At 66.7% G+C, this 24,764-nt stretch carries 25 protein-coding genes, 1 tRNA gene and 1 other RNA gene; 11 read left to right on the top strand and 16 right to left on the bottom strand.

Annotation, left to right across the window (positions count from 1 at the left end):
- Positions 1-17: 17 nt before the first annotated feature.
- From EDC29_RS14110 to tpiA, 5 genes are all read right to left on the bottom strand, one after another.
- On the bottom strand, positions 18-494 hold the full coding sequence (locus EDC29_RS14110; RefSeq protein ID WP_005220209.1) for a NuoB/complex I 20 kDa subunit family protein: 477 nt from the start codon (positions 492-494) through the stop codon (positions 18-20).
- Positions 485-841 carry an NADH-quinone oxidoreductase subunit A gene (locus EDC29_RS14105; RefSeq protein ID WP_025275102.1) on the bottom strand — a complete coding sequence of 119 codons (357 nt, stop codon included), beginning with the start codon at positions 839-841 and terminating at the stop codon, positions 485-487. The genes EDC29_RS14110 and EDC29_RS14105 overlap by 10 nt, the downstream gene beginning before the upstream one ends.
- Positions 842-1,016: 175 nt before the next feature.
- Positions 1,017-1,101, bottom strand: a tRNA-Leu gene (locus tag EDC29_RS14100).
- A gap of 8 nt (positions 1,102-1,109) precedes the next feature.
- The gene (gene secG, locus EDC29_RS14095) at positions 1,110-1,598 is read right to left on the bottom strand and encodes a preprotein translocase subunit SecG (RefSeq protein WP_123139830.1); all 489 of its coding nucleotides are present in this window, start codon (positions 1,596-1,598) and stop codon (positions 1,110-1,112) included.
- Between the two features lie 20 nt (positions 1,599-1,618).
- On the bottom strand, positions 1,619-2,383 hold the full coding sequence (tpiA, locus tag EDC29_RS14090) for a triose-phosphate isomerase (protein ID WP_132230409.1): 765 nt from the start codon (positions 2,381-2,383) through the stop codon (positions 1,619-1,621).
- A gap of 149 nt (positions 2,384-2,532) precedes the next feature.
- Here tpiA and smpB point away from each other — a divergent pair, with 149 nt between their 5' ends.
- Together smpB and ssrA are read left to right on the top strand one after the other, a co-directional pair.
- Complete coding sequence (gene smpB / locus EDC29_RS14085; RefSeq protein WP_005220205.1) at positions 2,533-3,012, top strand: SsrA-binding protein SmpB; 480 nt, start codon at positions 2,533-2,535, stop codon at positions 3,010-3,012.
- A gap of 80 nt (positions 3,013-3,092) precedes the next feature.
- Positions 3,093-3,449: a transfer-messenger RNA gene (gene ssrA, locus EDC29_RS14080) on the top strand.
- Positions 3,450-4,327: 878 nt separating this feature from the next.
- On the opposite strand, the gene EDC29_RS14075 is transcribed toward ssrA, so the two are convergent.
- Both EDC29_RS14075 and EDC29_RS14070 read right to left on the bottom strand, forming a co-directional pair.
- Positions 4,328-4,876, bottom strand: a complete 549-nt coding sequence (locus EDC29_RS14075; RefSeq protein WP_190287890.1) for an HD domain-containing protein — start codon at positions 4,874-4,876, stop codon at positions 4,328-4,330.
- Between the two features lie 366 nt (positions 4,877-5,242).
- Entirely contained in the window at positions 5,243-5,662 is a 420-nt protein-coding gene (locus EDC29_RS14070) for a hypothetical protein (RefSeq protein ID WP_132230407.1), read from the bottom strand.
- 723 nt (positions 5,663-6,385) lie between these two features.
- On the opposite strand from EDC29_RS14070, the gene EDC29_RS14065 reads away from it, so the two are divergent.
- Complete coding sequence (locus tag EDC29_RS14065; RefSeq protein ID WP_123139837.1) at positions 6,386-6,628, top strand: hypothetical protein; 243 nt, start codon at positions 6,386-6,388, stop codon at positions 6,626-6,628.
- A 73-nt stretch (positions 6,629-6,701) separates the two neighbouring features.
- Here EDC29_RS14065 and EDC29_RS14060 read toward each other — a convergent pair whose 3' ends face one another.
- Complete coding sequence (locus tag EDC29_RS14060; protein ID WP_165913537.1) at positions 6,702-7,046, bottom strand: TusE/DsrC/DsvC family sulfur relay protein; 345 nt, start codon at positions 7,044-7,046, stop codon at positions 6,702-6,704.
- Positions 7,047-7,336: 290 nt separating this feature from the next.
- Between EDC29_RS14060 and EDC29_RS14055 the strand changes: the two genes are divergently transcribed.
- From EDC29_RS14055 to EDC29_RS14035, 5 genes are all read left to right on the top strand, one after another.
- Positions 7,337-8,872, top strand: a complete 1,536-nt coding sequence (locus tag EDC29_RS14055; RefSeq protein WP_132230403.1) for an alkaline phosphatase — start codon at positions 7,337-7,339, stop codon at positions 8,870-8,872.
- 53 nt (positions 8,873-8,925) lie between these two features.
- Positions 8,926-10,035: a YibE/F family protein gene (locus EDC29_RS14050; protein ID WP_123139840.1), complete on the top strand. Its 1,110-nt coding sequence runs from the start codon at positions 8,926-8,928 to the stop codon at positions 10,033-10,035.
- 200 nt (positions 10,036-10,235) lie between these two features.
- Complete coding sequence (locus tag EDC29_RS14045; RefSeq protein WP_165913536.1) at positions 10,236-11,825, top strand: sensor domain-containing diguanylate cyclase; 1,590 nt, start codon at positions 10,236-10,238, stop codon at positions 11,823-11,825.
- A gap of 27 nt (positions 11,826-11,852) precedes the next feature.
- A complete protein-coding gene (locus EDC29_RS14040; protein WP_123139842.1) occupies positions 11,853-12,482 on the top strand; it encodes a protein phosphatase CheZ in 630 nt (209 codons plus the stop codon).
- A 231-nt stretch (positions 12,483-12,713) separates the two neighbouring features.
- Entirely contained in the window at positions 12,714-14,078 is a 1,365-nt protein-coding gene (locus EDC29_RS14035; RefSeq protein ID WP_132230399.1) for an NAD-dependent succinate-semialdehyde dehydrogenase, read from the top strand.
- Between the two features lie 12 nt (positions 14,079-14,090).
- On the opposite strand, the gene EDC29_RS14030 is transcribed toward EDC29_RS14035, so the two are convergent.
- The 3 genes from EDC29_RS14030 to EDC29_RS14020 all read right to left on the bottom strand — a co-directional run bounded on the left by EDC29_RS14030 (position 14,091) and on the right by EDC29_RS14020 (position 15,778).
- Positions 14,091-14,408, bottom strand: coding sequence for a cupin domain-containing protein (locus EDC29_RS14030; RefSeq protein ID WP_123139844.1), 318 nt, complete (start codon positions 14,406-14,408; stop codon positions 14,091-14,093).
- Between the two features lie 120 nt (positions 14,409-14,528).
- Positions 14,529-15,062, bottom strand: a complete 534-nt coding sequence (locus tag EDC29_RS14025) for a GNAT family N-acetyltransferase (RefSeq protein ID WP_200189280.1) — start codon at positions 15,060-15,062, stop codon at positions 14,529-14,531.
- Positions 15,063-15,079: 17 nt separating this feature from the next.
- Entirely contained in the window at positions 15,080-15,778 is a 699-nt protein-coding gene (locus EDC29_RS14020; RefSeq protein ID WP_123139846.1) for a hypothetical protein, read from the bottom strand.
- 170 nt (positions 15,779-15,948) lie between these two features.
- Here EDC29_RS14020 and EDC29_RS14015 point away from each other — a divergent pair, with 170 nt between their 5' ends.
- Positions 15,949-17,430, top strand: coding sequence for a polysaccharide biosynthesis C-terminal domain-containing protein (locus EDC29_RS14015; protein ID WP_123142344.1), 1,482 nt, complete (start codon positions 15,949-15,951; stop codon positions 17,428-17,430).
- Between the two features lie 31 nt (positions 17,431-17,461).
- Here the strand turns inward: EDC29_RS14015 and EDC29_RS14010 are convergent, their stop codons facing one another.
- The gene (locus EDC29_RS14010; RefSeq protein WP_123139848.1) at positions 17,462-18,091 is read right to left on the bottom strand and encodes a DUF2076 domain-containing protein; all 630 of its coding nucleotides are present in this window, start codon (positions 18,089-18,091) and stop codon (positions 17,462-17,464) included.
- A gap of 155 nt (positions 18,092-18,246) precedes the next feature.
- On the opposite strand from EDC29_RS14010, the gene nhaR reads away from it, so the two are divergent.
- Together nhaR and EDC29_RS14000 are read left to right on the top strand one after the other, a co-directional pair.
- Positions 18,247-19,185 (top strand): transcriptional activator NhaR, encoded by a 939-nt coding sequence (gene nhaR / locus EDC29_RS14005; RefSeq protein WP_132230395.1) that lies wholly within the window; start codon positions 18,247-18,249, stop codon positions 19,183-19,185.
- Positions 19,186-19,452: 267 nt separating this feature from the next.
- Complete coding sequence (locus EDC29_RS14000; RefSeq protein WP_123139850.1) at positions 19,453-19,881, top strand: FUN14 domain-containing protein; 429 nt, start codon at positions 19,453-19,455, stop codon at positions 19,879-19,881.
- 44 nt (positions 19,882-19,925) lie between these two features.
- On the opposite strand, the gene EDC29_RS13995 is transcribed toward EDC29_RS14000, so the two are convergent.
- The 4 genes from EDC29_RS13995 to EDC29_RS13980 all read right to left on the bottom strand — a co-directional run bounded on the left by EDC29_RS13995 (position 19,926) and on the right by EDC29_RS13980 (position 24,692).
- On the bottom strand, positions 19,926-20,972 hold the full coding sequence (locus EDC29_RS13995) for an SAM-dependent methyltransferase (protein ID WP_132230393.1): 1,047 nt from the start codon (positions 20,970-20,972) through the stop codon (positions 19,926-19,928).
- An 81-nt stretch (positions 20,973-21,053) separates the two neighbouring features.
- On the bottom strand, positions 21,054-21,638 hold the full coding sequence (gene tsaC, locus EDC29_RS13990; RefSeq protein WP_123142347.1) for an L-threonylcarbamoyladenylate synthase type 1 TsaC: 585 nt from the start codon (positions 21,636-21,638) through the stop codon (positions 21,054-21,056).
- A complete protein-coding gene (gene topA, locus EDC29_RS13985) occupies positions 21,635-23,938 on the bottom strand; it encodes a type I DNA topoisomerase (RefSeq protein ID WP_123139853.1) in 2,304 nt (767 codons plus the stop codon). Before topA ends, tsaC begins: the two co-directional genes overlap by 4 nt.
- Before the next feature lie 265 nt (positions 23,939-24,203).
- Positions 24,204-24,692, bottom strand: coding sequence for a Smg family protein (locus EDC29_RS13980; RefSeq protein WP_062273949.1), 489 nt, complete (start codon positions 24,690-24,692; stop codon positions 24,204-24,206).
- Between the last annotated feature and the right edge of the window lie 72 nt (positions 24,693-24,764).

Here is a 24,764-nt window from a genome sequence, read left to right as displayed (position 1 = left end):
GGATTATGGAGACTGCTTCAGCGGGCGATGGTGTTCGTTCGGCGGATCTTGTTCTGCAGCTGCAGAATGCCGTAGAGCAGCGCCTCGGCGGTCGGCGGACAGCCGGGCACGTAGACATCCACCGGCACGATGCGATCGCAGCCGCGCACGACGGAATAGGCGTAATGATAGTAACCGCCACCATTGGCGCAGGAGCCCATGGAGATCACCCAGCGCGGCTCGGCCATCTGATCGTAGACCTTGCGCAACGCCGGGGCCATCTTGTTGACCAGGGTGCCGGCGACGATCATCACGTCGGATTGACGTGGACTCGGGCGGAAGATGATGCCGAAGCGGTCAAGGTCGTAACGCGCGGCGCCGGCGTGCATCATCTCGATCGCGCAGCAGGCCAGACCGAAGGTCATCGGCCACATCGAGCCGGTGCGCGCCCAGTTGATCAGCTTGTCGGCCGTCGTGGTGACGATGCCTTCTTCAAGAACCCCTTCTATTCCCATTCCAGTGCGCCCTTCTTCCACTCGTAGATGAAGCCGACCACCAGGATGCCGAGGAAGATCGCCATCGACCAGAAGGCGAACACCCCAAGGTCATCCAGTACGACCGCCCAGGGAAAGAGGAAGGCGATCTCCAGATCGAACAAGATAAAGAGGATTGCGACCAAGTAGTAACGGACGTCGAACTTCAGACGTGCGTTCTCGAAGGCCTCGAAGCCGCACTCGTAGGGGGAGTCCTTTTCCTGATCCGGTCGGCGCGGTCCCAACAGGTACCCGAGCCCGAGCGACCCGACACCCACCAGGATCCCCACGAGGATAAAGATCAGGATGGGCAAATAGTTCTCGAGCACCTTGACCCCCGTGTTTCATGGTTTGCTTATAAAGCCGGAAGATTGAGTCTAGTGCAGCGTCAACGACAGTGTCAACCCGGCGCTCAATCAAAAATATTAGGATTTTCAATCCCTTAGAATATCGATCCCGGCATAAAAAAACGGCATACCAGATACTGGTATGCCGTTTGCTGTTTGGTGCCGACGGCCAGACTCGAACTGGCACGGCTTTCGCCACTACCCCCTCAAGATAGCGTGTCTACCAATTTCACCACGTCGGCAATAAATTTTATTCGCTGTTACCGGTCTCGACAGATGCATCATCTGCCTGCCCGTCAGCGTGTCCCACTACATTAGCAGAATTTTCGTCGTTGTCAACAGAAATTTCTGCTGCAGGCGCAGCGGGGATGTCGGAAGCGCCCGGAGCGGCGCTGTCACCGGCGTCCACGCCAGGGACCGAGGGCACGTCGGACGGCACCAGGGTTTCCGGCGCGGCCTCGATCAGCACGGCATCATCCATGTCTTCCATGAAGCCTTCCGGCTCGCTGACTTGGGTCGCGAAATAGGCCAGCGCCATGCTGGTCAGGAAGAACAGTGTCGCGAGGATCGCGGTCGCTCGCGTCAGGAAGGAACCTGACCCCTGCGAACCGAAGACGGTCTGCGATGCACCGCTTCCGAAAGCGGCTCCAGCGTCAGCGCCCTTGCCGTGCTGAATGAGGACCAAGCCTATCAGGCCCAACGACAGGAAGACCTGGACAATTGTCAAAATGGTTTGCATGCCTGACTCGTTACCCTGGGCTAACCTGCCGCGGCCTCTGCGGCGCGACAGATCGCGAGAAAATCATCAACGTCCAGCGACGCGCCGCCGATCAGTCCACCGTCGATATCCGGCTGCGCCAGCAGCTCGGCTGCGTTACCGGGCTTCATGCTGCCACCGTAGAGAATCCGCAGCTTCTGCGCAATACGCTGATCCGAGTCAGCAATTCTTGCGCGCACGAAGGCGTGGACCTGCTGCGCCTGTTCGGGAGTCGCGGTCTTGCCGGTACCGATCGCCCAGACCGGCTCGTAAGCGATGTCGAGCGCAGCGAAGACCTCGATGCCGGCAACCTGGAGCACGCCATCGAGTTGTGCGGCGATGACCGCCTCGGTCTCGCCGCGCTCGCGCTGCTCCAGCGTCTCGCCGATGCAGAGGATGGGACGCATCCCGCTGGCGATGACCGATTGCAGCTTGCGCGCAATCAGGGCGTCTGATTCGGCGTGATACTCACGGCGCTCGGAGTGCCCACAGATCACGTAGCGACAGTCGAACTCGGCCAGCATCGCTGCCGCGATCTCGCCGGTATAGGCACCAGCGGACTCGGCGCTGACGTCCTGGGCGCCGAGACGCACCACGCCATCGGCGAGTTCGGCCTCACCGAGCGCCAGATAGGGGAAAGGGGGACAGACCGCGACCTCGACCCCTTGGAGCGAGGCGGCTCCCGCTGATACACCGCCGAACAGCAGCTGCGCGTCGCGCTTGCTGCCGTTCATCTTCCAGTTCCCTGCAATCAGTGGCGCTCGCATGGCAAAGACTCCGTCCTGATCGAGCCGGGTAATCTACCCGCTTAGCCTATCCCTTGCAAGCCAAAGGGCGTGGATGTGCGTATCATGGGGGCTGGACAGGCGCTCGCCTCCCGTACCGCCCTACCTCGACTATCGATTACACTCGCGACATGGCTAAAGGAAAGAAGAACAAGACCGACGGCGGCTCGACCATCGCGCTCAACAAGAAGGCGAGCCACGACTACTTCATCGAGCAACGCCTTGAGGCGGGCTTGGCACTCGAGGGCTGGGAGGTCAAGAGCCTGCGCGCCGGGCGCATCCAGCTCAAGGAGAGCTACGTCAAGATCCTCCATGGCGAAGGCTACCTGATCGGCGCCCACATCTCGCCGCTGCAGACCGCCTCCACCCACATCAACCCCGACCCCACGCGATCGCGCAAGCTGCTGCTCAAGCGCCACGAACTCAACCGCCTGATCGGCCAGACCGAGCGCGCCGGCTTCACCCTGGTGCCCACGGCCATGTACTGGAAGCGCGGTCGCGCCAAGCTCGAGATCGGCCTCGGCAAGGGCAAGAAGCAACACGACAAGCGCACCACCGAGAAGGATCGTGACTGGCAACGCGAGAAGGAGCGGCTGTTCAAGGGCAACTGAGCCGCGGCGATCCGTGCCCCGCCCCGGCACACCGCACTTGCCGGGGAACCCCGGCTCTTCTATAGTGTCCTTTCACTTAAGGGGGCGACTGGCTTCGACGTGGGTCGCGAAACCTAAGGTGCATGCCGAGGTGCGGTTGACCTCGTAAAACCCTCCGCAAACTTATAGTTGCCAACGACGACAACTACGCTCTCGCTGCTTAATCCCAGCGGGCCTCTGACCGTCACTTGCCTGTGGGCGGCGGATTCCAGGGGTAACCTCACACAGGATCGTGGTGACGGGAGTCCGGACCTGATCCACTAAAACCTAACGGAATCGCCGACTGATCGCCCTGCCCTTCGGGCGGCAGAAGGCTAAAAACAATAGAGTGGGCTAAGCATGTAGGACCGAGGGCAGAGGGCTTGCGGACGCGGGTTCGATTCCCGCCGCCTCCACCAAGCAAGCAGCAAAGGCCAACCAGTCATGGTTGGCCTTTTTTGTTGCGCGGAGATCACATCGTTCACGAGCTGGCAGTGCTGCAGGTGCCCTCCCCCGCAGGCCTTGCTCACGAATCAGCGCCCACACGAGCCTCCCCGGCACCCAGGCCACGGGCACACCGTGCCGAACCATACCCGCAACGCCGTAGGCGTCCCGATATCGAGCGCGCGCTCGAGTATCGTGCTGAGCGGTGCCGGCTTGGTCCAGAGCGGTCGCTGCTGCTCCGGGGCGTCGACCTCGGCACAGCGCACCGAGGCATTCAGTTAGCGCTTGGGCAGATCCAGCGCCCGGCCGATGAAGGTGACGCCATGACGCCTGGCAGACACCGCAACACCCCGATCAGGTCACGAGGCGCCGCTATAGCAGGCTGTCGCATTACGGCCCTTCAACGCCACCGAAACCGCATGGATCGCCAACGGCTACCCACAATGGCGCCACCATTGATCGACGCGCTCGTATACAACCGCAACCCACCGTACTCGGCCTACTCCTGGATCTGGTCGACACATACGGCGTTCGAATCGAAATCGATGCCATCCTCGACGTCTTTCTCGAATGAGCACGAATCGGTCAGAGAGGGCTCGCACGCCAGGGCAGTAAAGCAGGCATTCCAACCCATAGCGCACGGGCATCAGCTCAAGGAGCTGCGTCGTTTCTCGGGAGAGGCTCTACAGACGCGTCCGAACGGAAGCGCGGATATGTCTCGTCTTCTGAGGCATTGGCGCTCAGTGCACCGAGATACCGGCAAGCGCCCCACCCGCAACCAAGAGTGCAGCTGGATAAGGGCTGGCTTCGGCCGGCTGGAGCAGGCACTGGCGGCGCTGTCGTAGACACCGCTTCAGAGTTCGCGCCCCTGGGCATGGACCTGATCGAAGACCGCCTCGAGCGCGGCGTGGGTCCCGCGCAGGCCGTCGATCACCTGTCCGGCCCAGTCGAAATAGGCGCGCTGGCGCTCACGGCTCCAGTCCGGTGGGGGCGAGTCGAGGATGTCGCGCAGGTTGCAGATCTTGTCGGCGAGCTTGACCAAGCGGGCCTGCTCGGAGAGCTGCGGGGCGTGCTCGATCTGCAGCCGTTTACGCTCGTGCTGGGCCAGCGACCTGTCGTCGCTGACCTCGAGCACCACGGCGGTGACGGTATCCCCGAAGTGCTCGATCAGCTCGGCCTCGGTGGTGGCGGTGTCCTCGATGGTGTCGTGCAGCAGCGCGGCACAGAGCACCACGGGGTCAGTCACCCCGGCCTCGTCGATCAGCACCCGGGTCAGGGCGATCGGGTGGTTGATATAGGGCGAGGCACGCTCGTCCTTGCGGCGCTGGTCGCGGTGCTTGTCGGCGGCGAAATCGAGCGCGCGCACGAAGTCGGCCAGGGACTCATACTGCATCGTCGTCATCTTCTTCACTCCTCGGGGCCGCCACATCCCGGACGACGGCCTTGGCCAACGGAACGAGACGACAGGCACGGGGCACGCATGGACCCGCCGGGCACCGTCTCGCATCCAGAGCATCACGCCCCCGTCCATGGGCCTTGCAAGGCCACATGCGGCGATGATTGATGGAATCCTGCGACAAGGCGCGGGCGCTGTTCAACCCCGAATCACCGATGACAATCCCACGCCACGGCGATCACCAGAGCGGCATCCGCCAACGAGGTCAAGGGGTGATCCGGGTCGCAAGGCCGACCAAGGGTTCGACGGGGCGGCGACAGCGGAAGGAGGAGGAGCGGAGGCTGAACGACATGGCCGCGCTTGCGCGCGACGTCAAGGCACGGGTGTGTCCCGCCAGCCATTGAAGATCAGAGTTCCGGGGGTGTCTGACTCCAGGTTGATCGACTGCTCGAAGGAGCGCGACAGCGTCCGGGCACGAATCCGGTAACGCCCTTCCGGCAGGCGCAGCAGCAGCCAGGGCCCGGGGGAATGCAGCGACACCAGCGGCCCGCCATCGGCGCCGAGGATCTCGACCGCGACGTCGCCGAGATAGCGACCGTCGTGCAGCGCGAACTCGAGCTTGAGGTTGTAGTCGATGCCGAGGCGTGTATCGAGATAACGACGTTCGTCGAGTCCGACCCCACCGCTCACATAACCGATGCCCTGGCGCTCTCCCGGTGTCAGCAGCAGTCCATCCTGGGCCAGGACATCGGTCAGACCGAGCAGCACCGTCAGCGACAGCGCCCCCATCATCACACGCCATCCGTGCACCAACCATTGCAAGCTCATCGGTCGATGTACTCCCGCAGGAGACAAGACGCGCACGTCATCAGCCATGCCAACGCAGCCGACCGCCGGAACGGGCGAAACTGCTGGCGATCAGTGTCTCCCATGGCGAGGCATCTCCACCCAACAGACAGAGCGCGGCCCGTGTCTGTACCGACAGACGCCAGCGCCCCGCCCGGGTCGCGGCGAGCCAGGCCCGGGCGAGTTCGCACCCCAGCTCATCACCATCGGGCGGCTTGCGTAGGCCCGCGCGACGCTGCAGGGGCAACGCGGATGGCGAACGCGAGCCATGTCTCCAACGGACGCCGGACGATGCCTGGGTACATCTCCAGCAACGAAAGACACAGGGTGCAGCGGGGGGTGCGTCGCCCCCTGAGCAGTCATTTTCGGTCATCGTGCATCTCCGTGGTCTGATTGCGCAGCGGATCGCACATGCGGAACAGCCCATCGAGCGATCCGATCGGTCGCCTACAGCAATTCCGTCCCTGGACCTGAAGCAAGAGTACAGGGCGGCGGGACCACTCCAACGACCGCTCATCATGTTGCAGCGCAAAAAAACGTCCCTATCTAGTTCGACGGGCGGGCCGAAATGACCCGCCGCCTATCTTCAAGGCCCCCATGTACCGACATCCTGGCGCTATCCTCAAGCGCCCGACACCGTCTCACCGAGACAGCACAGGAGGTGTAGAGATGACCATCCCATCGCCCCGTATCGCGTTCGCGCTCACCATCGGCCTGCTCGGCGCGCCGATCCTCGCCGGCTGTGAACAGGAGGGACCGGCCGAGGAGGCCGGACGCAAGATCGACCAACAGGCCGAACAGATCGGTCAGCAGCTGGAGCAGGCTCGCGACGCCGTCACCGAGGCACTCGAGGGTGCCGGGGACCGGGTCGAGCAGGCGACCGACCAGCTCGAGGACAACGGCGAGCGCTGACACCCCGGGGCCCGGCCTGCCGGGCCCTGCCCCCCCCCGGCACCCGCCACGGCAGCGCTACGGGACGAAGGCGTCAGCGTAACTGGCGTACCGCCCCACCGCCGGGCACCAAGGGCGCACGGCGAGGCGAGTCCGCGGCCGGCAGGCCGGCGATCCGCCAGGCTGTCCGCATATCCCCGAACAGACGCTCGGCACAATCCGCCGGAAGTCCCAGCGCGCGACACGGATCGGCGCGCGCATGCCCCTCCAGATAATCACCTCGCAGCCGATCGATCAGGTCCCAGTGCGTCTCGGTCAACTCGCCGAGACGTAGCTCGGCGGCGATCGCCAGCGCCAGGTCGCGACTCCACAGCTCGGGGTCCTCGAGAAATCCCTGCTCGTCGAATAGGTCCTGATGGCACGGGGTCGAATCGTCCATCGCAACCTCCAGCATCGGTGGTCGGATTGGGGGTGCGCAGTCAGGCTGCGCCCCTGCCCTACACAAGGTAGACGGCGATCGCGTAAACGGTAGTCCGCGCAGGGCCATCGGCCACCGGCGCGCACCACAGATGACGCTCGACGTCACAGCGCTGTCCACGAATCGTCATCCCCGTCTGGTGAAATCGCGCGCTTGAGGGGAAACCCCACGCTGACAAGGTCGATACCGAACCCAAGGAAGCCGGTGAGCGGAGACACCCCGCCACCGCCATATCGCGAGGATCCGTAGCAATGATCGACAGCAAGCCACGCACCCTGGCCCGCGCCCTGCTCCTGGGGCTGTGCGCACTGGGCGCTGCCGGCGCGAGCGCCGCGCCCAAATACGTCTTCTATTTCATCGGCGACGGCATGGCCAGCCCGCAGATCCATGCCACCGAGGCCTATCTCGGCGCCCTGCAGCAGGACGACGCCGAGCCCGGCGGGACCAAGTCGGTGGCGCTGCACATGAGCCAGTTCCCGGTCCAGGGGATGCAGACGAGCTATGCCAACAACCGCCTGATCACCGGCTCGGCGGCCGCCGGCACCGCGCTCGCCTGCGGACTCAAGACCAACATCGGGGTCATCGCCATGGACCCGAGCGCCACTCAGCCCTACACCACGCTCGCCGAGCTGGCCAAGCGCAAGGGGATGAAGGTCGGCATCATCAGCAGCGTCTCGCTCGATCACGCCACCCCGGCGGTGTTCTATGCCCACGAGTCGAGCCGCAACAACTACGAGCAGATCGACCAGGCGCTGCTGGCGAGCGACTTCGACTACTTCGCCGGCGGCGGCCTGCGAGTCAACAAGTGGCAGAGCGAGCAGTACGCCGACCTGAGCAACGCCCAGCGCTACACCCTGGTGCGCGAGTGGGCGCGCGCCCGCGGCTTCCAGTACGCCGACGACCGCGCCACCTTCGACGCCCTCGCCCCGGGGCTGCGCACCATCGCCATCAACCCCTATCTCGACGGCTCCAACGCCATCCCCTACGCGCTCAATCGCAAGGCCGGCGACTACCCCGGCGGGCCCTACGAGGGCTCGATCAGCCTCGCCGAGTTCACCGCCAAGGGCATCGCCGTACTCGACGGCCCGCAGGGCTTCTTCATGATGATCGAGGGCGGCAAGATCGACTGGGCCGCGCACGCCAACGACGCCCGCGCCGCGATCGAGGAGACCATCGCCTTCGACGACGCCATCCGGGTCGCCGCCGACTTCGGCGCCCGCCACCCCGACGAGACCCTGATCGTGGTCACCGGCGATCACGAGTGCGGCGGCATGACGCTCGGCTTCGCCGGCACCGCCTATGACACCTACTTCGAGGTGCTCGCCGCTCAGCAGCTCGCCTACGACGACTTCGACGACCGGGTGTTCGAGGCCTATCTCGCCCAGTTCGACACCGCCCCGCCCAACATCGACGCAACCCTCTGGGGGCTGGTCTCGACCTACTTCGGACTCGACGGCGCCGGACTCACCGAGACCCTCGAGGATGATCTCAGCGACTACGAGCTCGGACTCCTCGAGGCCGCCTACGACAAGACCGCACACAACCACAGCGACAACGCCGCCGAGGCCGACACCCTGCTCTACGGCGGCTACAACCCGTTCTCGGTGACCCTCACCCACCTGCTCAACCGCCGCGCCGGGATCGCCTGGACCTCCTATTCGCACACCGCGGTGCCGGTGCCGGTGCTGGCCACCGGCGCCGAGGCCTGGCGCTTCGGCGGCTATTACGACAACACCGAGGTGGCACGGCGTATCGCCGCGGCCATGCGGGTCGAGCTCGATCAGTGAGCCCGACGGGCGTCCCCCTGACGGGGGCGCCCGCCACCGGTCGCGCAGCAACGATGAAAAAAGACCTCCTCACCGTGTCACTCTTCGCCCTGCTCTGTCTGCTGCTGTGGCTGGCGCCCACCGGCTTCGAGCACAGCCGTCCCGAGGGCAGTCTGCTCGCCAAGGCACGGGTGATCGCCAGCGACGACGCCGATCTGCGCCAGCACGGCGTGGTGCGCACCGGCACCCAGACGCTCACCGTCGAGCTGCTCGACGGCGCGCAGCGCGGACAGCGCGCGCGCGTCACCAACGCGCTCACCGGCAAGCTCGAGTTCGACGAGTTCTACCGCCCCGGCGAGCGCCTGTTGGTCGAGTACCGTCTACGCGACGGCGAGATCGGCCTGGCCTATGCGCGCGGTCACTACCGTCTCGACCACCAACTGTTGCTGCTCGGGCTGTTCTGCGGTTTTCTCGTGCTGGTCGCCGGCTGGACCGGGGTCAAGGCGCTGCTCTCCTTCGTCTTCGCCGCACTGGCGCTGTGGAAGGTGCTGATCCCGCTGTTGCTGCGCGGGGCCGACCCCGTGCTGGTCGCCCTCGCGGTGGTCGCCGGGCTCACCGCCGCGGTCAGCCTGCTGATCGGCGGACTCAACCGCCGCGGCCTCACCGCCTGTCTCGGCGCGCTCGGCGGCCTGCTGCTCGCCTATGCGCTGGCGCGCATCTTCGCCACCGGCTTCGCTCTCCACGGCGTGGTGCGCCCCTTCACCGAGAACCTGCTCTATGCCGGGTTCGCCGGTCTCGACCTCACCGCGATCTTCCTCGCCGGGATCATCCTCGCCTGCTCGGGTGCGGTGATGGACCTGGCGATGGACATCGCCGCCGCGCTCGACGAGCTGCGCGCCAAGCGCCCCGATCTCGACGCGCGCGCGCTCTTCGTCTCCGGCATGGCGGTCGGCCGTTCGGTGGTCGGGACCATGACCACCACCCTGCTGCTGGCCTACTCCGGCGGCTACACCACCATGCTGATGGTGTTCATGAGCCAGGGGCTGGCGCTCTCCCAGGTGCTCAACATCCACTTCGTCGCCGCCGAGGTGCTCAACGTCATCGTCGGCAGCTTTGCCCTGGTCGCGGTCGCCCCCCTGACCGCACTCGCCGGCGCCCTGATCTATCGCCGCCCAGCACGCTGAAACGACCGATCGCGCGGCTGACGCGGCATCCATCATGTATTGCGGGTATCCTGCAGTGTCGGTGCACTCCTCCATGGAGTTGCACCCGCATTCGTCTGGTCTACACAGACATCGATCAGTCTCGACCCCTGTTATCCGCAATGCCATCACACGCCCAACCGGATCGCGATCATCTCGATACAGACAGCCCCGACGCGTCGTTGCTGACAGCGGTCGGCGTGCCGGTGCTGGTGATCGACGACAGCCACCGCATCCACACCGCCAACCCGGCGGCAACGGCGCTGTTCGGTCGCGATCCCGTCGGTGAACACTGCTTCGCGCTGCTCGCCGGCGAGACGGCTGCGTGCGCCAACTGTCCGTCCACGCACGCGCACCCCGCATCAGCGCTGGCGCGCAACATTCGCGACGCGGAAGGTCGCGAGCACTACCTGAAGGAGTCACTGACCCACGGCCCGGATGGCCTGGTACTCACCCTGGTCGACATCAGCCGCGAGATCGAGGCGCTCAGACGCGCCGATCTCGGTCGTAAGGAGGCCCAGGCCAAGCGCATCATCCTCGAGCGCCAGCACCGCGAGGCGCTGCTCGAGCAGCGCGGACTCAGCCAGCTCATCGATGATCTCCCCGATGCCCTGGTAGCCATCTCCTCGGACCACCGCATCCTGCGACGCAATGCCGCCGCCCGTCAGTGGTTCGCCACGGGCGAGACGGCGGAGAGCTGCCACGGGCTGCTCGGCCATGACGCACCCTGTCCGGACTGCCCGGCCCACGGCGGCTTCCCCCTCGGCTCCACGTGCAAGACCAAGCACCGGCTCGGCGGTCGCTACTACACCGAGCAGCTGATCGACACCGGCGACGGCAACGGCCTGCTGCTGTTTCGCGACACCACCCGCGAGATCCGGTTGATCGAGGAGATCCGGGCACAGCGCGCCACCATCACCCGCAACAACGACATCCTCTCCGGACTGTTACGCCTGGAGTCATTGATGCGCCACGCCGCCACTCCCGTGGATGTCGCCGACGAACTCCTGGCGCTGTTCATGTCGGCCTGCGGCAGCGAGGCCGTCGCGCTGCGCCTCGACGACGGCCCGAGCGACCCGATCCGCCGTGGCGACCCGCCAGCCGAGCCGAGCCCCGACCAGTCCCGGCTGGAGATCGTCGGCGGCGACGGCAGACGGGTCGGCGAGGTCTGGTGGCGACCGGGCACCATCGAGGGCGGCGATGAGCTCGCCAGCCTCTTCTTCGAACCCTTCGGCGCCTATCTGCACAACCGGCGGCTGATGCGCCAGCTCGAGGAAAAGGCCAGCACCGATGCACTCACCGGCGTATACAATCGGGATTATCTGCATGCCGCGCTGGAGACGGCGCGGCATGATCATGCAACCAGGGCCATACCACATGCCCTGGTACTGGCCGACGTCAACCGACTCAAGCAGGCCAACGACCGCTACGGACACGAGGCCGGTGATCGGCTGATACTGGCCGTCTCCGAGCGGATCACCCAGGCGGTACGCGACTGCGACCTCGTCGCCCGGACCGGCGGCGACGAATTCGTGATTCTACTCCCCGGATCCACCGAGACCGACGCCGAGGCCCTGGTCGACCATCTCCAGCGGAACGTGTTCTCCGGGGCCAGCATCGAGGTTGCCCCGCACGAGCATTTCCCGGTCAGCCTCAGCCTCGGTGCCTGCGGGACCGATCGCACCCCGCCGGAGTCGCTGCTCAAGACCGCCGACGCACGCATGTATGCCGCCAAGGCGGCCTTCTACAAAGATCACAAATACAACAGATAGCTGCGATCGTATCGTCGCGAGGGACCCATGGCAGAGCCGCAGAACATCGACAAGAACATCGCCTCACTGGTCAAGGCCACAGAATCCATCCTCAACGGCGAATACGAGCGTCTCGACATCGATATCGACGCCGAGGGCATGCTCTCGGTGCTGGCGCAGAAGATCAACGCGCTGGTGGTCAACATGAAGAGCGCCGAGACCCCGCTGACCAACGCCGGCGAACAGGCGCCTAACGCCGTCAGTCACGCGCGCAACGTGATCGAACTGATGTCGCAGTCCACCGGCCAGGTACTCGACAACGCCGACCGGCTCTCCCAGGAGATCGAGAGCCTCGAGGGGCAGCTGCGGGGCGATACCGCCTCGGCTCCCGAGCACGAGCAGCGTCTCAGCCAGATCAAGCACCACCTGTTCGACATCGTCGCCTCGCAGTCCTACCAGGACGTCGCCCGACAGCGCATGGAACAACTGGTCGAAGACCTCGACCAGATCCGCGACTGGCTCGTTGAGGTGCTGGTGATCCTCAACATCCAGCAAAACAGCTCGATCGAGAACGTCGAGCAGAAGGCCCAGCTGCTGCGCGAGGTCAACGGGTCGAGCACCCCGGAGGCACTCAAGCAGGATCTGGTCGACGACCTGCTCTCCGAGTTCGGTTTCTAGGCCCCGTTCCTGCATCGAGCGAGCCCCGCCGACACGATCGGTCAGGCGCTGCGAGGCACGGCCGCCCCCGGTCCCGCCGATGCGGGCGGGCGCGCGAGGCCGGCTTGATCCATCCTGGCCCCGCACCGACACTCACGGCGATGCGTCTCGACGACGCCAGCGAGTGGCGTACATCGGGGGCCGCCCCGCTCGGCGATGCGCCACCAGCCCCCCCAGCCGCAGGAGCCATCGATGCCACTGAGATCAATCGACCCCGCAACCGGCGCCCTCCACGCCACCCTGGAGCCGGCCACCGCCGCGATGCTCGAGCAGGCGCTCGCCAGCGCGAGCCGCGCTGCCGGCCCGTGGGGCACCCAGCCACTCGCCACACGCGTGACACTGCTGCGCGCCCTGGCCGAAGGGTTGCGCGCCGAGCGCGCCCGGCTCGCCCGACTGATCACCGACGAGATGGGCAAGCTCATCGCCGAGGCCGAGGCCGAGATCGACAAATGCGCACTGGTCTGCGACTACTACGCCGAGCACGCCGCGACCCAGCTCGCCGACATCCCGCTCGCGTCCGACGCCAGCCGCAGCCTGCTCGCCCACCAGCCGCTCGGCGTGGTACTGGCGGTGATGCCCTGGAACTTCCCCTTCTGGCAGGTCTTTCGCTGCGCTGCCCCGGCGCTGGCCGCGGGCAACGTGGTGCTGCTCAAGCACGCATCCAACGTGCCGCGCTGCGCGCTGGCGATCGCCGACCTGTTCGCCGCCGTCGATGCCCCCGAGGGCGTGTTCCAGACCCTGCTGATCGATGCCGAGACCGCCGAGCAGGTGGTCGCCGACCCACGGGTGCGCGCCGTCAGCCTCACCGGCAGCGAGCGCGCCGGACGCCGGGTGGCGGGGATCGCCGGGGCCAACCTCAAGAAGAGCCTGCTCGAGCTCGGCGGCGCCGATGCCTGCGTGATCCTCGAGGATGCCGACCTCGAGCGCGCCGCCGAGATCGGTGCCCGCTCGCGCTTCATCAACGCCGGACAGAGCTGTATCGCTGCCAAGCGCTTCATCGTCGTCGAGGCGGTGGCCGATGACTTCGTCGCGCGGCTCCAGTCCCAGGTCGAGGCGCTGGTGCCGGGGGACCCCCGCGACCCCGACACCACGCTTGCGCCACTGGCCCGCGAGGACCTGCGCGAGACCCTGCACCAGCAGGTCGAGCAGAGTCGCGCCGCCGGCGCCGAGCTGCGCTGCGGCGGACAACCGTTACCGGGAGCGGGGTGGTTCTATGCGCCGACCCTGCTCGACCGGGTCGGACCGGGGATGCCCGCTTACGAGGACGAGCTGTTCGGACCGGTGGCGACGGTGATCCGGGTGGCCGACGAGACCGAGGCGCTGCGTGTGGCCAACGATACCCGCTTCGGGCTCGGCGGCAGCGTGTGGAGCACCGACATCGCGCGCGCCGAGCGCTTTGCGCGTGCCATGGCCTGCGGCGCGGTCTTCGTCAACGGACTGGTGAAGAGCGATCCGCGCCTGCCCTTCGGCGGGATCAAGGACTCGGGCTATGGTCGTGAACTCGGCGCGCCCGGCATCGCCGAGTTCCTCAATCTCAAGACCCTGTGGATCGGTTGAGCCCGGGGTCGGCTAGGCCGCCCGCATGCGCTCGGCGGCCAGGCTGACCACCGGCTCATCGCCCATCACCTCGGCCTGGTAGAAGGTGTGCCTGGGGATCACCACCAGGTCGCCGGGGCCGAGCACCAGGCTGCGCTCGCCGATCCCGACCCGCATCCGACCGCAGATGACGCCATCGATATGATCGATGCCGTGGTCATGGTCGGGGAGGAAGGTCCCGGGGGGATAGATGTCGAGTCGGGTCTGGAAACCGCGAGCCTCGAGCTTGCGTCGCATGCTCGCCTCGGTGAGCGCGCCGTCGCGCCGGGCATGCCAGTGTTCGATCTGCATGATGTGCCCTCCTGTGCCAGGATGACGGGGCGGTGACAGCAGCCCCTACCGTCACCTTAGCCGAGCCATCCTCCTTTGCAAGACGGCCCATCCGGCGGACCTTCACCCCCGTCGCACGCTTCAGTCGGGATCGCTCCCCGAGGTCTCGGTCAACGACAGCCGCATCGCGCAACGACGCTCCGGCGCCAGACCGTGCTCGGCCTCGTGACGCAGCACCGCGCACAGCCGCGACCCGAGTTGGTCCTCCTCCAGGACCCGGAACCCCAGGGTGGCGTAGAAGGGGGCGTTCCAGCCGAGATCGCGGAAGGTGGTGAGGGTGAGCGCGTGGTAGTGACGCGAACGCGCCCAGGCGATCGCCGTCTGCACCAACCCCCGACCACCGCCGCGACGCTGCTGCGCCAGCCGGACCGCCAGCTGGCTGAGATGCAGGGTTTGCTCCACCGGCTCGGCACAGAGAAAGCCCCAGGGAGCGGGGTCGGCGCCATCTCCGACCACCCAGGAGGTCCCTGCCCGGACCGCCTCCAGGTGCGCTGCGACCGGCAAGACCCGATCATCGGCGATCCAGGCCAGCTCGGGGACGGTCCTGAACAACGCACCGGCAGAGCGCTCGATCCCGGGCAGCACCTCGACCTCATCGCGCCGCGTCGGTCTCACCCAGAGGTCCCCCATCCTCAATGACGTGCCCGCTGGCGCAGCCGGGCCTGACGGGCACGGATGGTGGCGCGGCGGGTCGCGCGCCACAGACCACGCACCCCGAGCGCAAAACAGGCCGCGCCGAACAGGGTCAGGGACTGCTCGGTCCAGTGCAGCGACACCGGCTTGGGTTCGGTGATGGCCAGCGAGGGCAGGATCAGCACCACCGCCAGATCGACCGCGAGCAGCAGCCCCACCCCCCAGCGTCGCAGCCGCAACGCCGCCGTCAGCAGCAGAGCGCTCAACGCCAGCTTAGCGATCGAGGCCAGCGTCAGCAGCGGCAGGAACCAGCCACGTGCGATCCCCAGCAGCTCGACCCGCGCCGCGGCGACGGCGGCAACCAGCGCCAGCACCCCCAGGACCAGCCGCCAGGGATGTCGCAATGGCGGTCGCACCGTCGACCACAGCGCCACCGCCAGCAACGCGAACCCCGGCCCCAACAAGGGAAAGAGCGCCGCAGCCAGCCAAGGGATGTCCATCCCCAGGGTCACCACCAGCAGTTTCCAGCTCGCCTTGACCACCCCCGCGGCAAAGACCAGCACGGCACCGAGCCGGACCATGGCCAGCTGCGTGTCGTCGCGATCGCGGACATAGCCGGTCAGCCACCACAGGGCCAGACCGGTGACGGCCACGGGCAGCAGGTTGTAGAGCGCAAGGGCGAGAGAGAAATCGTACATCCAGGTATCCACCGCTTGAAATCATGGTTATTGCACCATGATCCGGCCTCGATCGCACCGTTCAGGATTCACGAAAACCAACAGGGATCCAGACAGCAGCCCCCGACATCACGGACCGACGACAGGGTTTAGAATATGCGCCCTGCCCGCACAAGCCGAGAGCATCGATCTTGAACCCACTGAAACGACTCGCCTCGCAGACTGCCATCTACGGCGTCAGCAGCGTCCTCGGGCGCTTTCTCAACTATCTGCTGGTGCCATTGCTGACCTACAGCTTCGCGCCCCAGTCCTACGGCGTGGTCGCTGAATTCTACGCCTACATGGGCTTTCTCGCGGTGGTGCTCACCTTCGGGCTGGAGACCGGCTACTTCCGCTTCCGCAACGGCGACACCTGGGCACCCGAACGGGTCTATGGCACCGTGGTACAGACCCTGCTCGTCGGCAACCTGCTGTTTCTGCTCGGCGCGCTGTTGGTGAGTGAGCCACTGGCGGCGCTGCTGCGCCATCCCGAACACCCCGAGTACATCTGGTGGTGCGCGGCCATCCTCGCCACCGACGCGCTCGGCGCCGCGGCCTTCGCGCGACTGCGCGCCGAGGAGCGTGCGGCGCGCTTCGCCGCGATCAAGCTGCTCGAGATCGGCGCCAATATCGGGCTGACGGTGTTCTTCATCGGTCTCTGTCGCCCCGCCTTCGAGCAGGACCCCAACTCGTTCCTGGGGGCGCTGTGGGACCCGGCGATCGGCATCGGCTACGTCTTCATCGCCAACCTCATCGCCAGCCTGCTCAAGCTCGGGTTACTCGCACCACAGCTGCGCGACGGGCTCGGTGGATTCCAGGGGGACCTGTTCCGCCGCCTGATCCGCTACTCGGCGCCGATGGTGGTGATCGGGCTGGCGGGGATCGTCAACGAGATGCTCGACCGTGCCGCGCTCAAGTACTTGCTGCCCTATGACGACGCCACCAACCTCGCCCAGCTCGGCATCTACAGCGCCTGCTACAAGCTCTCGATCCTGATGGCGCTGTTCATCCAGGCCTTTCGCTATGCCGGCGAACCCTTCTTCTTCGCCTACGCCCGCGAGCGCGACGCCCGCGCAGTCTACGCCCTGGTGCTCAACTGGTTCGTGATCTGCTGCGTCTTCATCTTCCTGATGGTATCGCTGTTCCTGGAGCTGTTCGGCTATTTCGTCGGTCCAGAATACCGCGCCGGACTCGGTGTGGTCCCGGTGCTGCTGATCGCCGGTATGCTGCTCGGGGTCTATGTCAATCTCTCGATCTGGTACAAGCTCACCGATCGCACCCTGCTCGGCGCCGGGGTATCGCTGATCGGCGCCGCGATCACGGTGGTGCTGCTGTGGTGGTGGGTGCCGATTCACGGCTATGTCGGCGCGGCCTGGGCGCACCTGGTGTGTTACGCGAGCATGGTGGCGCTGTCCTATCTGCTCGGACGGCGTTACTACCCGGTGCCCTACGAGGTCGGGCGGGTACTCGGCTATCTCGCCTTCGGCATCGGGCTCTATCTGCTCGGCGAATGGCTGACCGAGACGCGGGGCTGGTCGTCGGTGGCGGTGGGCGCAGCCATCCTGGCGGGATTCATCGCGGTGGTGGCGGCGACCGATGGCCGCCGCCTGCTGCGCCGGACGGCGCGGGCCTGAAGGCCCGGCAACCCGTCCGGCTGAGGCGGGATCAGAACTCCTCTTCGCCGCCGAAGTCGTCGAAGAAGGCGCCCTCGTCCTCGGGCATCGCCTCCATCGGGTCCTGCATCATCTCCGGCTCCATCGGCACCTCCGGCTCGGCGGGGATATCGGCGGCCTCGGCGTCGTCGGCGAACATGCCGGCGATGGCGTTACCGAGCAGCACGCCACCGGCCACGCCCATCGCGGTCTGCGCCGCGCCGGCGAGGAAGCCGCCGCCACCGGCCTGGCCCTGCTGGAAGGGGGCCGCGCCCTGGCCCTGCGGCTGCGCGCCACGCCCGGCGCCCCAACCACCACCGCTCGACTGACGCGGCTGACGGGCAGGCGCCTGCTGCTGTTGCTGCGCGCCGCCGCCGAACAGACCGCCGAGGAAACCACCGCCGCTCTGCTGCGGACGCTCGGCGAGCTGCTTTTCGAGCTCCTCGACGCGCCCCTGCAGGTTCTGCAGGGCATGCTCCTGCACCAGCACCGCCTGGGCCATCAGATAGGGGGCCGCCGGCTGACGGGCGATCATGTCCTGAATCAGCTTCTCCGCCTCGGGGTCACGCTGGCCGGACTGGGTCTCGGCCTGCTGCAGGCGCTGAAACAGACCCTCGATCGCGGATTGGTCCTGTGCATTCATCTTGCGGATTACCTCGTGATGTTCATTCGGTGGTCACGCACCGTCACGCGACGGTGTCTTCCACTGCCAGTGACAACAGAGTGTAAGACAAGGTTTCGATCAATATAATTCGAATCTTTTCTAGATAAGAGTTCGAAAAAACCGAACTGAAGGCGATGCGCGGCAGCAATTACAAGCACCTCTATTACTTCTGGATGGTCGCCAAGGAGGGTGGCGTGGTCCGCGCCGCCGAGGCGCTGCACCTCACCCCGCAGACCATCAGCGGCCAGCTGCGGGTGCTCGAGGAGCAGCTCGGCACCCGACTGTTCGACCGGCGCGGACGCGGGCTGACGCTGACCGAGACCGGGCGGCTGGCGTTCAACTTCGCCGACGAGATCTTCCGTCTCGGCGCGGAGATGGAGGAGGCGCTGCAGGGGCGGACCAGCGGCCGACCGCTGCAGTTCACCGTCGGGGTGGTCGACGTGGTGCCGAAGATGGTCGCCTACCGGCTGCTGGAGCCGGCGCTGCACCTGGCCGAGCCGGTGCGTATCCACTGTCGCGAGGGCAAGCTCGAGGCCCTGCTCGCCGATATCGCGGTGCACAAGCTCGACATGGTGCTCGCCGACACCCCACTGGCCGGAGCGCTCAATGTCCGCGCCTTCAACCATCCGCTCGGCGAGTGCGGCATCACCTTCTTCGCCGCCCCGGCGCTCGCCGCGCGCTATCGCGCGGGCTTCCCGCAGTCACTGCACCAGGCGCCGATGCTGGTCCCGGCGCTCAACACCGCGCTGCGCGGCGCGCTGATGCAGTGGCTCGACCAGCTCGACATCCGCCCGCGGATCGTCGGCGAGTTCGAGGACCGGGCGCTGATGCAGGCCTTCGGCCAGGCCGGGGTCGGGGTCTTCGTCTCGCCCAGCGTGATCGCCGAGGAGACCCGGCGCCAGCACGGAGTCGAGACGATCGGCGCGACCGAGGCGGTGCGCGAGCGCTACTACGCGATCTCCGCCGAGCGCCGCCTGCGCCACCCCGCCGTCGTCGCCGTCAGCCAGGCCGCACGGCTGGAACTCTTCCAGGCAGAGACCGAGGGCGGCGGAGGCCAGCCGCCAAAAGATTGAACCGCAAAGGTCGAACCGCAAAGTCACAAAGGACGCCAAGGGGGAGGAAAGTGCAGCGTACCCACCGGAGGTGAGCGGCGAGGTTCGTCGGTAGGCGTCGACGTCGATGTCGCCGCCAACCCGGCACACGACCGTCCTTTCCTTCGCGATCTTTGCGGCTTTGCGGTTCGACGCTCTCCTGCGCTCATCCGACTGGCGACTGGCGACTGACCAGCGTTCCCCGGATAATGCCCCGGTTTCCGCTGACCGTATTGACCGAGACCCCGCATGTCCGACCCGATCCGTTCGTCCCGCACTGGTCACCTGCGCGCGCTGCCCTTGCTGCCACTGCTCTGGGGGGCCGGAGGCGCCCGAGCGCAGTCCCCCGCGACGCTCAGCGCCGAGGCCGGCGAGCTGTTCGACCAGGGCTTCTTTCTCACCCTGGGCTTCTCCTTCATGGTCGGGCTGGCGCTCGGTTTCGCGCTCAAGTTCGCCTTCAAGGTGGCACTGGTGGTGGGCGGGGTGATCCTGATCGCCCTGGTCGGGCTGCAATCGATCGGCGTGGTGGAGATCAACTGGGCCGGGCTCGAGGGGCACTATGACACCTGGAGCGCCTGGACCAGCGCACATGCCCAGGCGCTCTTCGATCTGGTCGCGGCCAACCTCTCCGGCACCGCCGCCTTCCTCGCCGGCCTCGCCGCCGGGCTCAAGCTCTGAAGCAGCGCTCTCCCGCCCTCGCCCGAGCGTGACGATTCAGGGTCTCACGCCGGGCGCTCGAACAGATAGTGCCCGACGTACCACTCCTGACCATCGCGGAAGGCGAACAGCTCGGCACAGGCCATGAAGAACAGCCGCCAACGCCGCCACCACAGCGGCGCGTCCGCCACCCCGTAGGTCTGCTCGAGCAGCGGCCAGACCTGCTCGCGCGCGCCATCCATGCGCGCCAGCCAGGCCTCCAGGGTGTGGGCATAGTGCAGCCCGTTCCAGCGCCAGCGATCGATCAGGCGCAGCCGGTCCTGAAAAGACAGCGGCAGGTCGTCGCTCGGCATCAGCCCGCCGGCGAAGAAGTAATGGCTCATCCAGTCGCTCGGACCGTCGTCCTCGAAGAAGTAAGGGTGGTGGCGGTGACAGAAGATGTGCATCAGCATCCGCCCGCCCGGGTGCAACCAGTCGTGGATGCGTCCGAGCAGGCGACGATGGTTGCGCATGTGCTCGAACATCTCCAGCGAGACCACGCGGTCATAGCGCCCGTCGGGTTGGAAGTCGTTCATGTCGGCGGTGATCACCTCGAGCCCGTCGAGCCCGAGCCGATCGCGCTCGGCCTCGATGAAGCGGCGCTGCGCGTATGAGTTGGAGACGGCGGTAATGCGACAGCCCGGCAGGTGCTCGGCCAGATAGAGGCTGAAGGCACCCCAACCACAGCCGAGCTCGAGCACGCGCTGACCGTCACGGATGTCGGCGCGCTCCAGGGTCGTGGCGAGCGACGCCTCCTCGGCCCGCTCGAGCCGGTCGACGCCCTCGGGCCAGTAGCAGCAGCTGTACTTGCGCCGTGGTCCGAGCACGGTGGCAAAGAAGGCCGCCGGCAGCTCGTAATGCTGCTCGTTGGCGCGTTGCGGCACCTCGGCGACGGCCGAGTCATCCATCCGCGCGATCAGCGCCTGCTGTTGCGCCAGGGCCGCTTCGCAGTCGTCCTGCGGCAGGCTCGCCAGGCGCTGACGCAGCAGCGCGCGAATACCACCGCGCGTCACCCCGTCCGGCACCAGCCCCTGCTCGACCCAACGAATCGCCGTCGCTGTGGCATTGAACATCCACGCCTCCCCACCCGGATTTTTCCGACCATTTCGGTGAGATATCGGCGTGAGCGCCGAACAACAAGCCCCGGCGACCGATCAGCCGCGCAGGATACGACCGCTGGCGGCGTCGCGAATGGTCGATGGGCGGTCGGCGCCGCAGCAGGCGCCATAGAGGAGGTAGTCGGGAGCGTCGCCGGCGAGCGCCAGACGCAACGCCCGCGCGGTTGTGGCCGGCGGGCGGTCGGCACGGTTGGCGCTGGTCGAGACGATGGCACCGCCATAGGCACGGCACAGCGCCGCGGCCAGCGGATGGGCAGTGACCCGCACCGCCAGGGTGGAGAAGCGACCGGTGAGCCAGTCGGGGGTGCTCGGGCGCGCCGGCAGCAACCAGGTGTTGGGTCCGGGCCAGCTCGCCCGGACCTCGGCCATGCGCGCGGTATCGAGCGACTCGACCTCGACATAGGGGGCGAGCTGGGCGTAGTCGGCGGCGATCAGGATCAGCCCCTTGGCCGGATCGCGCTGCTTGATCTCGAGGATGCGTGAGACCGCGACGGCATCGCGCGGATCGCAGCCGAGCCCGTAGACGGCCTCGGTGGGATAGCCCACCACCGCGCCGGCGCGCAGCCAGGCGGCGGCGAGTCGCACCCGATGACGCTGGGCGGGGCCGAGCACCGTGCTCACCCGCCCTCGTCCTCGCCGCCGGGCTGCTCGACCGGGGCACGATAGCCGCACTCCTTCTGCGGACAGACCTTGGAGGCGCCCTTGGTCTTGGTCACCTTGAGGGTGAGCACCGGCCAGCCACAGCGCGGACAGGGCTCATCGAGCGGCTGGTCCCAGACCGCATAGTCGCACTTGGGATAGGTCGAGCAGGAGTAGAAGATCTTGCCACGGCGCGACTTCTTCTTCTGCAGGGTGCCCTTGCCGCACTTGGGACAGGGCACGCCGGTGTCCTCGGGTTTCTCCAGCGGCTCGATATGACGGCACTTGGGGTAGGCGCTGCAGCCGATGAACTTGCCATAGCGCCCGCGCTTGATCTCCAGCGGTGAGCCGCACTCGGGACAGCTGCGCCCCTCGACCACTTCGGGGGCCTCGGCCTCGCCCTGATCGGGGTTGAGGTCGCGGGTATAGTCGCAGTCGGGATAGTTGGTGCAGCCGATGAAGCGACCGTTGCGACCGAGCCGGATCGAGAGCTGACCGCCGCACTTGGGGCAGACCTCGTCGATACGCTCCTGGGTGACGTCGCTGCGCTTGACGTTGGCCTGGGTGTGGTCGACCTGCTCCTTGAAGGGCTGCCAGAAGCGCTCGAGCAGCGGGATCCAGTCGACCTCGCCGCGCGAGATGGCATCGAGGTCGTCCTCGAGCCGGGCGGTGAAGTCGTAGTCGACATAGGAGGTGAAGTACTCGGTGAGGAAGCGGTTGACCACCCGACCGACGTCGGTCGGCAGGAAGCGCTTCTTGTCGAGCACCACGTACTCGCGATCCTGCAGCGTGGAGATGATGGTGGCATAGGTCGAGGGGCGACCGATGCCGAACTCCTCCAGCGCCTTGACCAGCGAGGCCTCGGTGTAGCGCGGCGGCGGCTCGGTGAAATGCTGTTCAGGGCGGATCCCGAGCAGGGTCACGTGATCGCCCTCGTTCATCTCCGGGAGCATCCGCTCCTCGTCGTCGTCCCCGCCCTTGGCATCGTCGCGCCCCTCGAGATAGACCCGCATGAAGCCCGGCTCGGCGACCATCGAGCCGGTGGCGCGGAACAGGTTGCCATCACCGGCGCTGAGATCGACCGCCACCTGGTTGATCAGCGCATGGGCCATCTGGCAGGCCAGGGTGCGTTTCCAGATCAGCTCATAGAGACGCTGCTGCTCCTGGTTGAGATAGGGCTTGAGCGAGGCCGGGTCGCGCAGCACCGAGGTCGGGCGCACCGCCTCGTGGGCCTCCTGGGCGTTCTTCGACTTGGTCTTGAAGAAGCGCGGCTGCGGCGGCAGGTGATCGGCGCCGTAGCGATCGGCGACGCACTGGCGGATCTCCTCGAGCGCCTCCTGAGCGAGGTTGACCGAGTCGGTGCGCATGTAGGTGATCAGACCGACGGCGCCGGCGCCGACATCGACACCCTCGTAAAGCTGCTGAGCCACGCGCATGGTGCGCTGGGCGGTGAAGCCGAGCTTGCGCGCGGCCTCCTGCTGCAACGTCGAGGTGGTGAAGGGCGGGGCCGGATGACGCTTGCGCTGCTTGCGCTTGACCGACTCGACCACCAGGGTGCCGGCGGCGGCCTGCTCGAGCTGCTGGCGTACCGTCTCGGCACGCTCGCCGTCGGTGATCGAGAACTGTTCGAGCTTGACCCCATCGAGCTGGATCAGCTTGGCGACGAAACGCTTGGCGTCCCTGTCGAGATCGGCCTCGATGCTCCAGTACTCCTGGCGCTCGAAGCGCTCGATCTCGGACTCGCGCTCGCAGATCAGCCGCAGCGCCGGGCTCTGCACCCGCCCCGCCGAGAGACCACGACGGATCTTCTTCCACAGCAAGGGGGACAGATTGAAGCCGACCAGATAGTCGAGCGCACGCCGTGCCTGCTGCGCGTTGACCATGTCGAGCGAGAGTTCGCGCGGATTGGCCACCGCCTCCTGCACTGCGCGCTTGGTGATCTCGTTGAACACCACGCGGTGCACCGCCCGCTCGCCGAGCTGGCGGCGCCCCTTGAGCAGCTCGAAGAGATGCCAGGAGATCGCCTCGCCCTCGCGATCGGGGTCGGTGGCCAGATACAGCGCATCGGCCCCCTTGAGCTTCTTGGCGATGGTCTGGACGTGTTTCTCGTTGCGCTCGATCACCTGGTACTTCATCGCGAAGCCATGCTCGGGATCGACCGCCCCCTCCTTGGGCACCAGATCGCGGACATGGCCGTAGGAGGCGACCACGTCGAAGTCCGGGCCGAGGTATTTCTTGATGGTCTTTGCCTTCGCAGGTGATTCGACGATAACGAGATTCATCTGTGGTCTTGGTCGGCCATGTGGGTGTGACTGAAGCCTGCCGGGATACAGGTCATCGGGTCAAGGTGGTGGAGGTGACACCGCCACTGCCGCGCAGGAGCACGACGGGACGGCGCAGACGGACACGGGCGGCGCGGAGAGCCTCCGACGCAGGGGCCAGGTCCGGCGCGGAATGCGGGCAGTTTAGCGGTGCGCTCGGAGTCCCCACAAGGGGGCCAGAGCGCACGCGGCGATCGGCACCGGGTCCGATCCGGTGCGCTGATCCTCAGTGTAGGTAGGCCTGCCCCCCATCGTAGACCATCTCCTCCATCTGACTGAAGGCGTCCTCCTGACCGGGTCGGTTCAGCAACACCAGCAGCACCACCCACTTGACCTCATCGGCCGTCACCTGCGGCAGATGGGTCGCCAAGAGACGGTCGATCACCAGCTCCCGGCCGAGCGGGTCGAGGATCCCGTTCTGCTCCAGCGCCAGCAGGAAGCCGCGCGCCTCGGCACTGAGCTTGACACACTCCTGCTCGGCATAGACACGGAGCGAACCGGCCGCGTGGCCCAGGTCCTGCGGAGCATACTGCGGGGCCTCGACCTCGTCGGCCAACTCGTCGAGCCAGCGCAGCGCCTGCTCGATCTCGTCGCTGTTGAAGCCTGCCTCGGAAAGTTCATCCTCGAGCACGTGCGAGTCGATGGGGGCGCGCTCCCCACCGTCCATATAATTCTCGTAGAGATAGATCAGAACATCGACCATGTTTTCGAACATCAGCCAACCTCGTGGGCGGCGCCAGCCGGGCGACTGGCGGGAAGCGGCGCCTGGATGCGCCCTGGGGGTCGT

Source organism: Marichromatium gracile (assembly GCF_004343155.1).
Taxonomy (GTDB): Bacteria; Pseudomonadota; Gammaproteobacteria; order Chromatiales; family Chromatiaceae; genus Marichromatium; species Marichromatium gracile.
The sequence above is the reverse complement of the archived record's forward strand: the minus strand, read 5'-3'. Positions and strand labels throughout refer to the sequence as shown.

Coding starts and splice junctions, on each gene's coding strand:
- EDC29_RS14110 (WP_005220209.1), bottom strand. CDS start 494: ATGGGAATAGAAGGGGTTCTTGAAGAAGGCATCGTCACCACGACGGCC.
- secG (WP_123139830.1), bottom strand. CDS start 1,598: ATGCAAACCATTTTGACAATTGTCCAGGTCTTCCTGTCGTTGGGCCTG.
- tpiA (WP_132230409.1), bottom strand. CDS start 2,383: ATGCGAGCGCCACTGATTGCAGGGAACTGGAAGATGAACGGCAGCAAG.
- smpB (WP_005220205.1), top strand. CDS start 2,533: ATGGCTAAAGGAAAGAAGAACAAGACCGACGGCGGCTCGACCATCGCG.
- EDC29_RS14075 (WP_190287890.1), bottom strand. CDS start 4,876: ATGACGACGATGCAGTATGAGTCCCTGGCCGACTTCGTGCGCGCGCTC.
- EDC29_RS14070 (WP_132230407.1), bottom strand. CDS start 5,662: ATGATGGGGGCGCTGTCGCTGACGGTGCTGCTCGGTCTGACCGATGTC.
- EDC29_RS14065 (WP_123139837.1), top strand. CDS start 6,386: ATGACCATCCCATCGCCCCGTATCGCGTTCGCGCTCACCATCGGCCTG.
- EDC29_RS14060 (WP_165913537.1), bottom strand. CDS start 7,046: ATGGACGATTCGACCCCGTGCCATCAGGACCTATTCGACGAGCAGGGA.
- EDC29_RS14055 (WP_132230403.1), top strand. CDS start 7,337: ATGATCGACAGCAAGCCACGCACCCTGGCCCGCGCCCTGCTCCTGGGG.
- EDC29_RS14050 (WP_123139840.1), top strand. CDS start 8,926: ATGAAAAAAGACCTCCTCACCGTGTCACTCTTCGCCCTGCTCTGTCTG.
- EDC29_RS14040 (WP_123139842.1), top strand. CDS start 11,853: ATGGCAGAGCCGCAGAACATCGACAAGAACATCGCCTCACTGGTCAAG.
- EDC29_RS14035 (WP_132230399.1), top strand. CDS start 12,714: ATGCCACTGAGATCAATCGACCCCGCAACCGGCGCCCTCCACGCCACC.
- EDC29_RS14030 (WP_123139844.1), bottom strand. CDS start 14,408: ATGCAGATCGAACACTGGCATGCCCGGCGCGACGGCGCGCTCACCGAG.
- EDC29_RS14020 (WP_123139846.1), bottom strand. CDS start 15,778: ATGTACGATTTCTCTCTCGCCCTTGCGCTCTACAACCTGCTGCCCGTG.
- EDC29_RS14010 (WP_123139848.1), bottom strand. CDS start 18,091: ATGAATGCACAGGACCAATCCGCGATCGAGGGTCTGTTTCAGCGCCTG.
- nhaR (WP_132230395.1), top strand. CDS start 18,247: ATGCGCGGCAGCAATTACAAGCACCTCTATTACTTCTGGATGGTCGCC.
- EDC29_RS14000 (WP_123139850.1), top strand. CDS start 19,453: ATGTCCGACCCGATCCGTTCGTCCCGCACTGGTCACCTGCGCGCGCTG.
- EDC29_RS13995 (WP_132230393.1), bottom strand. CDS start 20,972: ATGTTCAATGCCACAGCGACGGCGATTCGTTGGGTCGAGCAGGGGCTG.
- topA (WP_123139853.1), bottom strand. CDS start 23,938: ATGAATCTCGTTATCGTCGAATCACCTGCGAAGGCAAAGACCATCAAG.
- EDC29_RS13980 (WP_062273949.1), bottom strand. CDS start 24,692: ATGTTCGAAAACATGGTCGATGTTCTGATCTATCTCTACGAGAATTAT.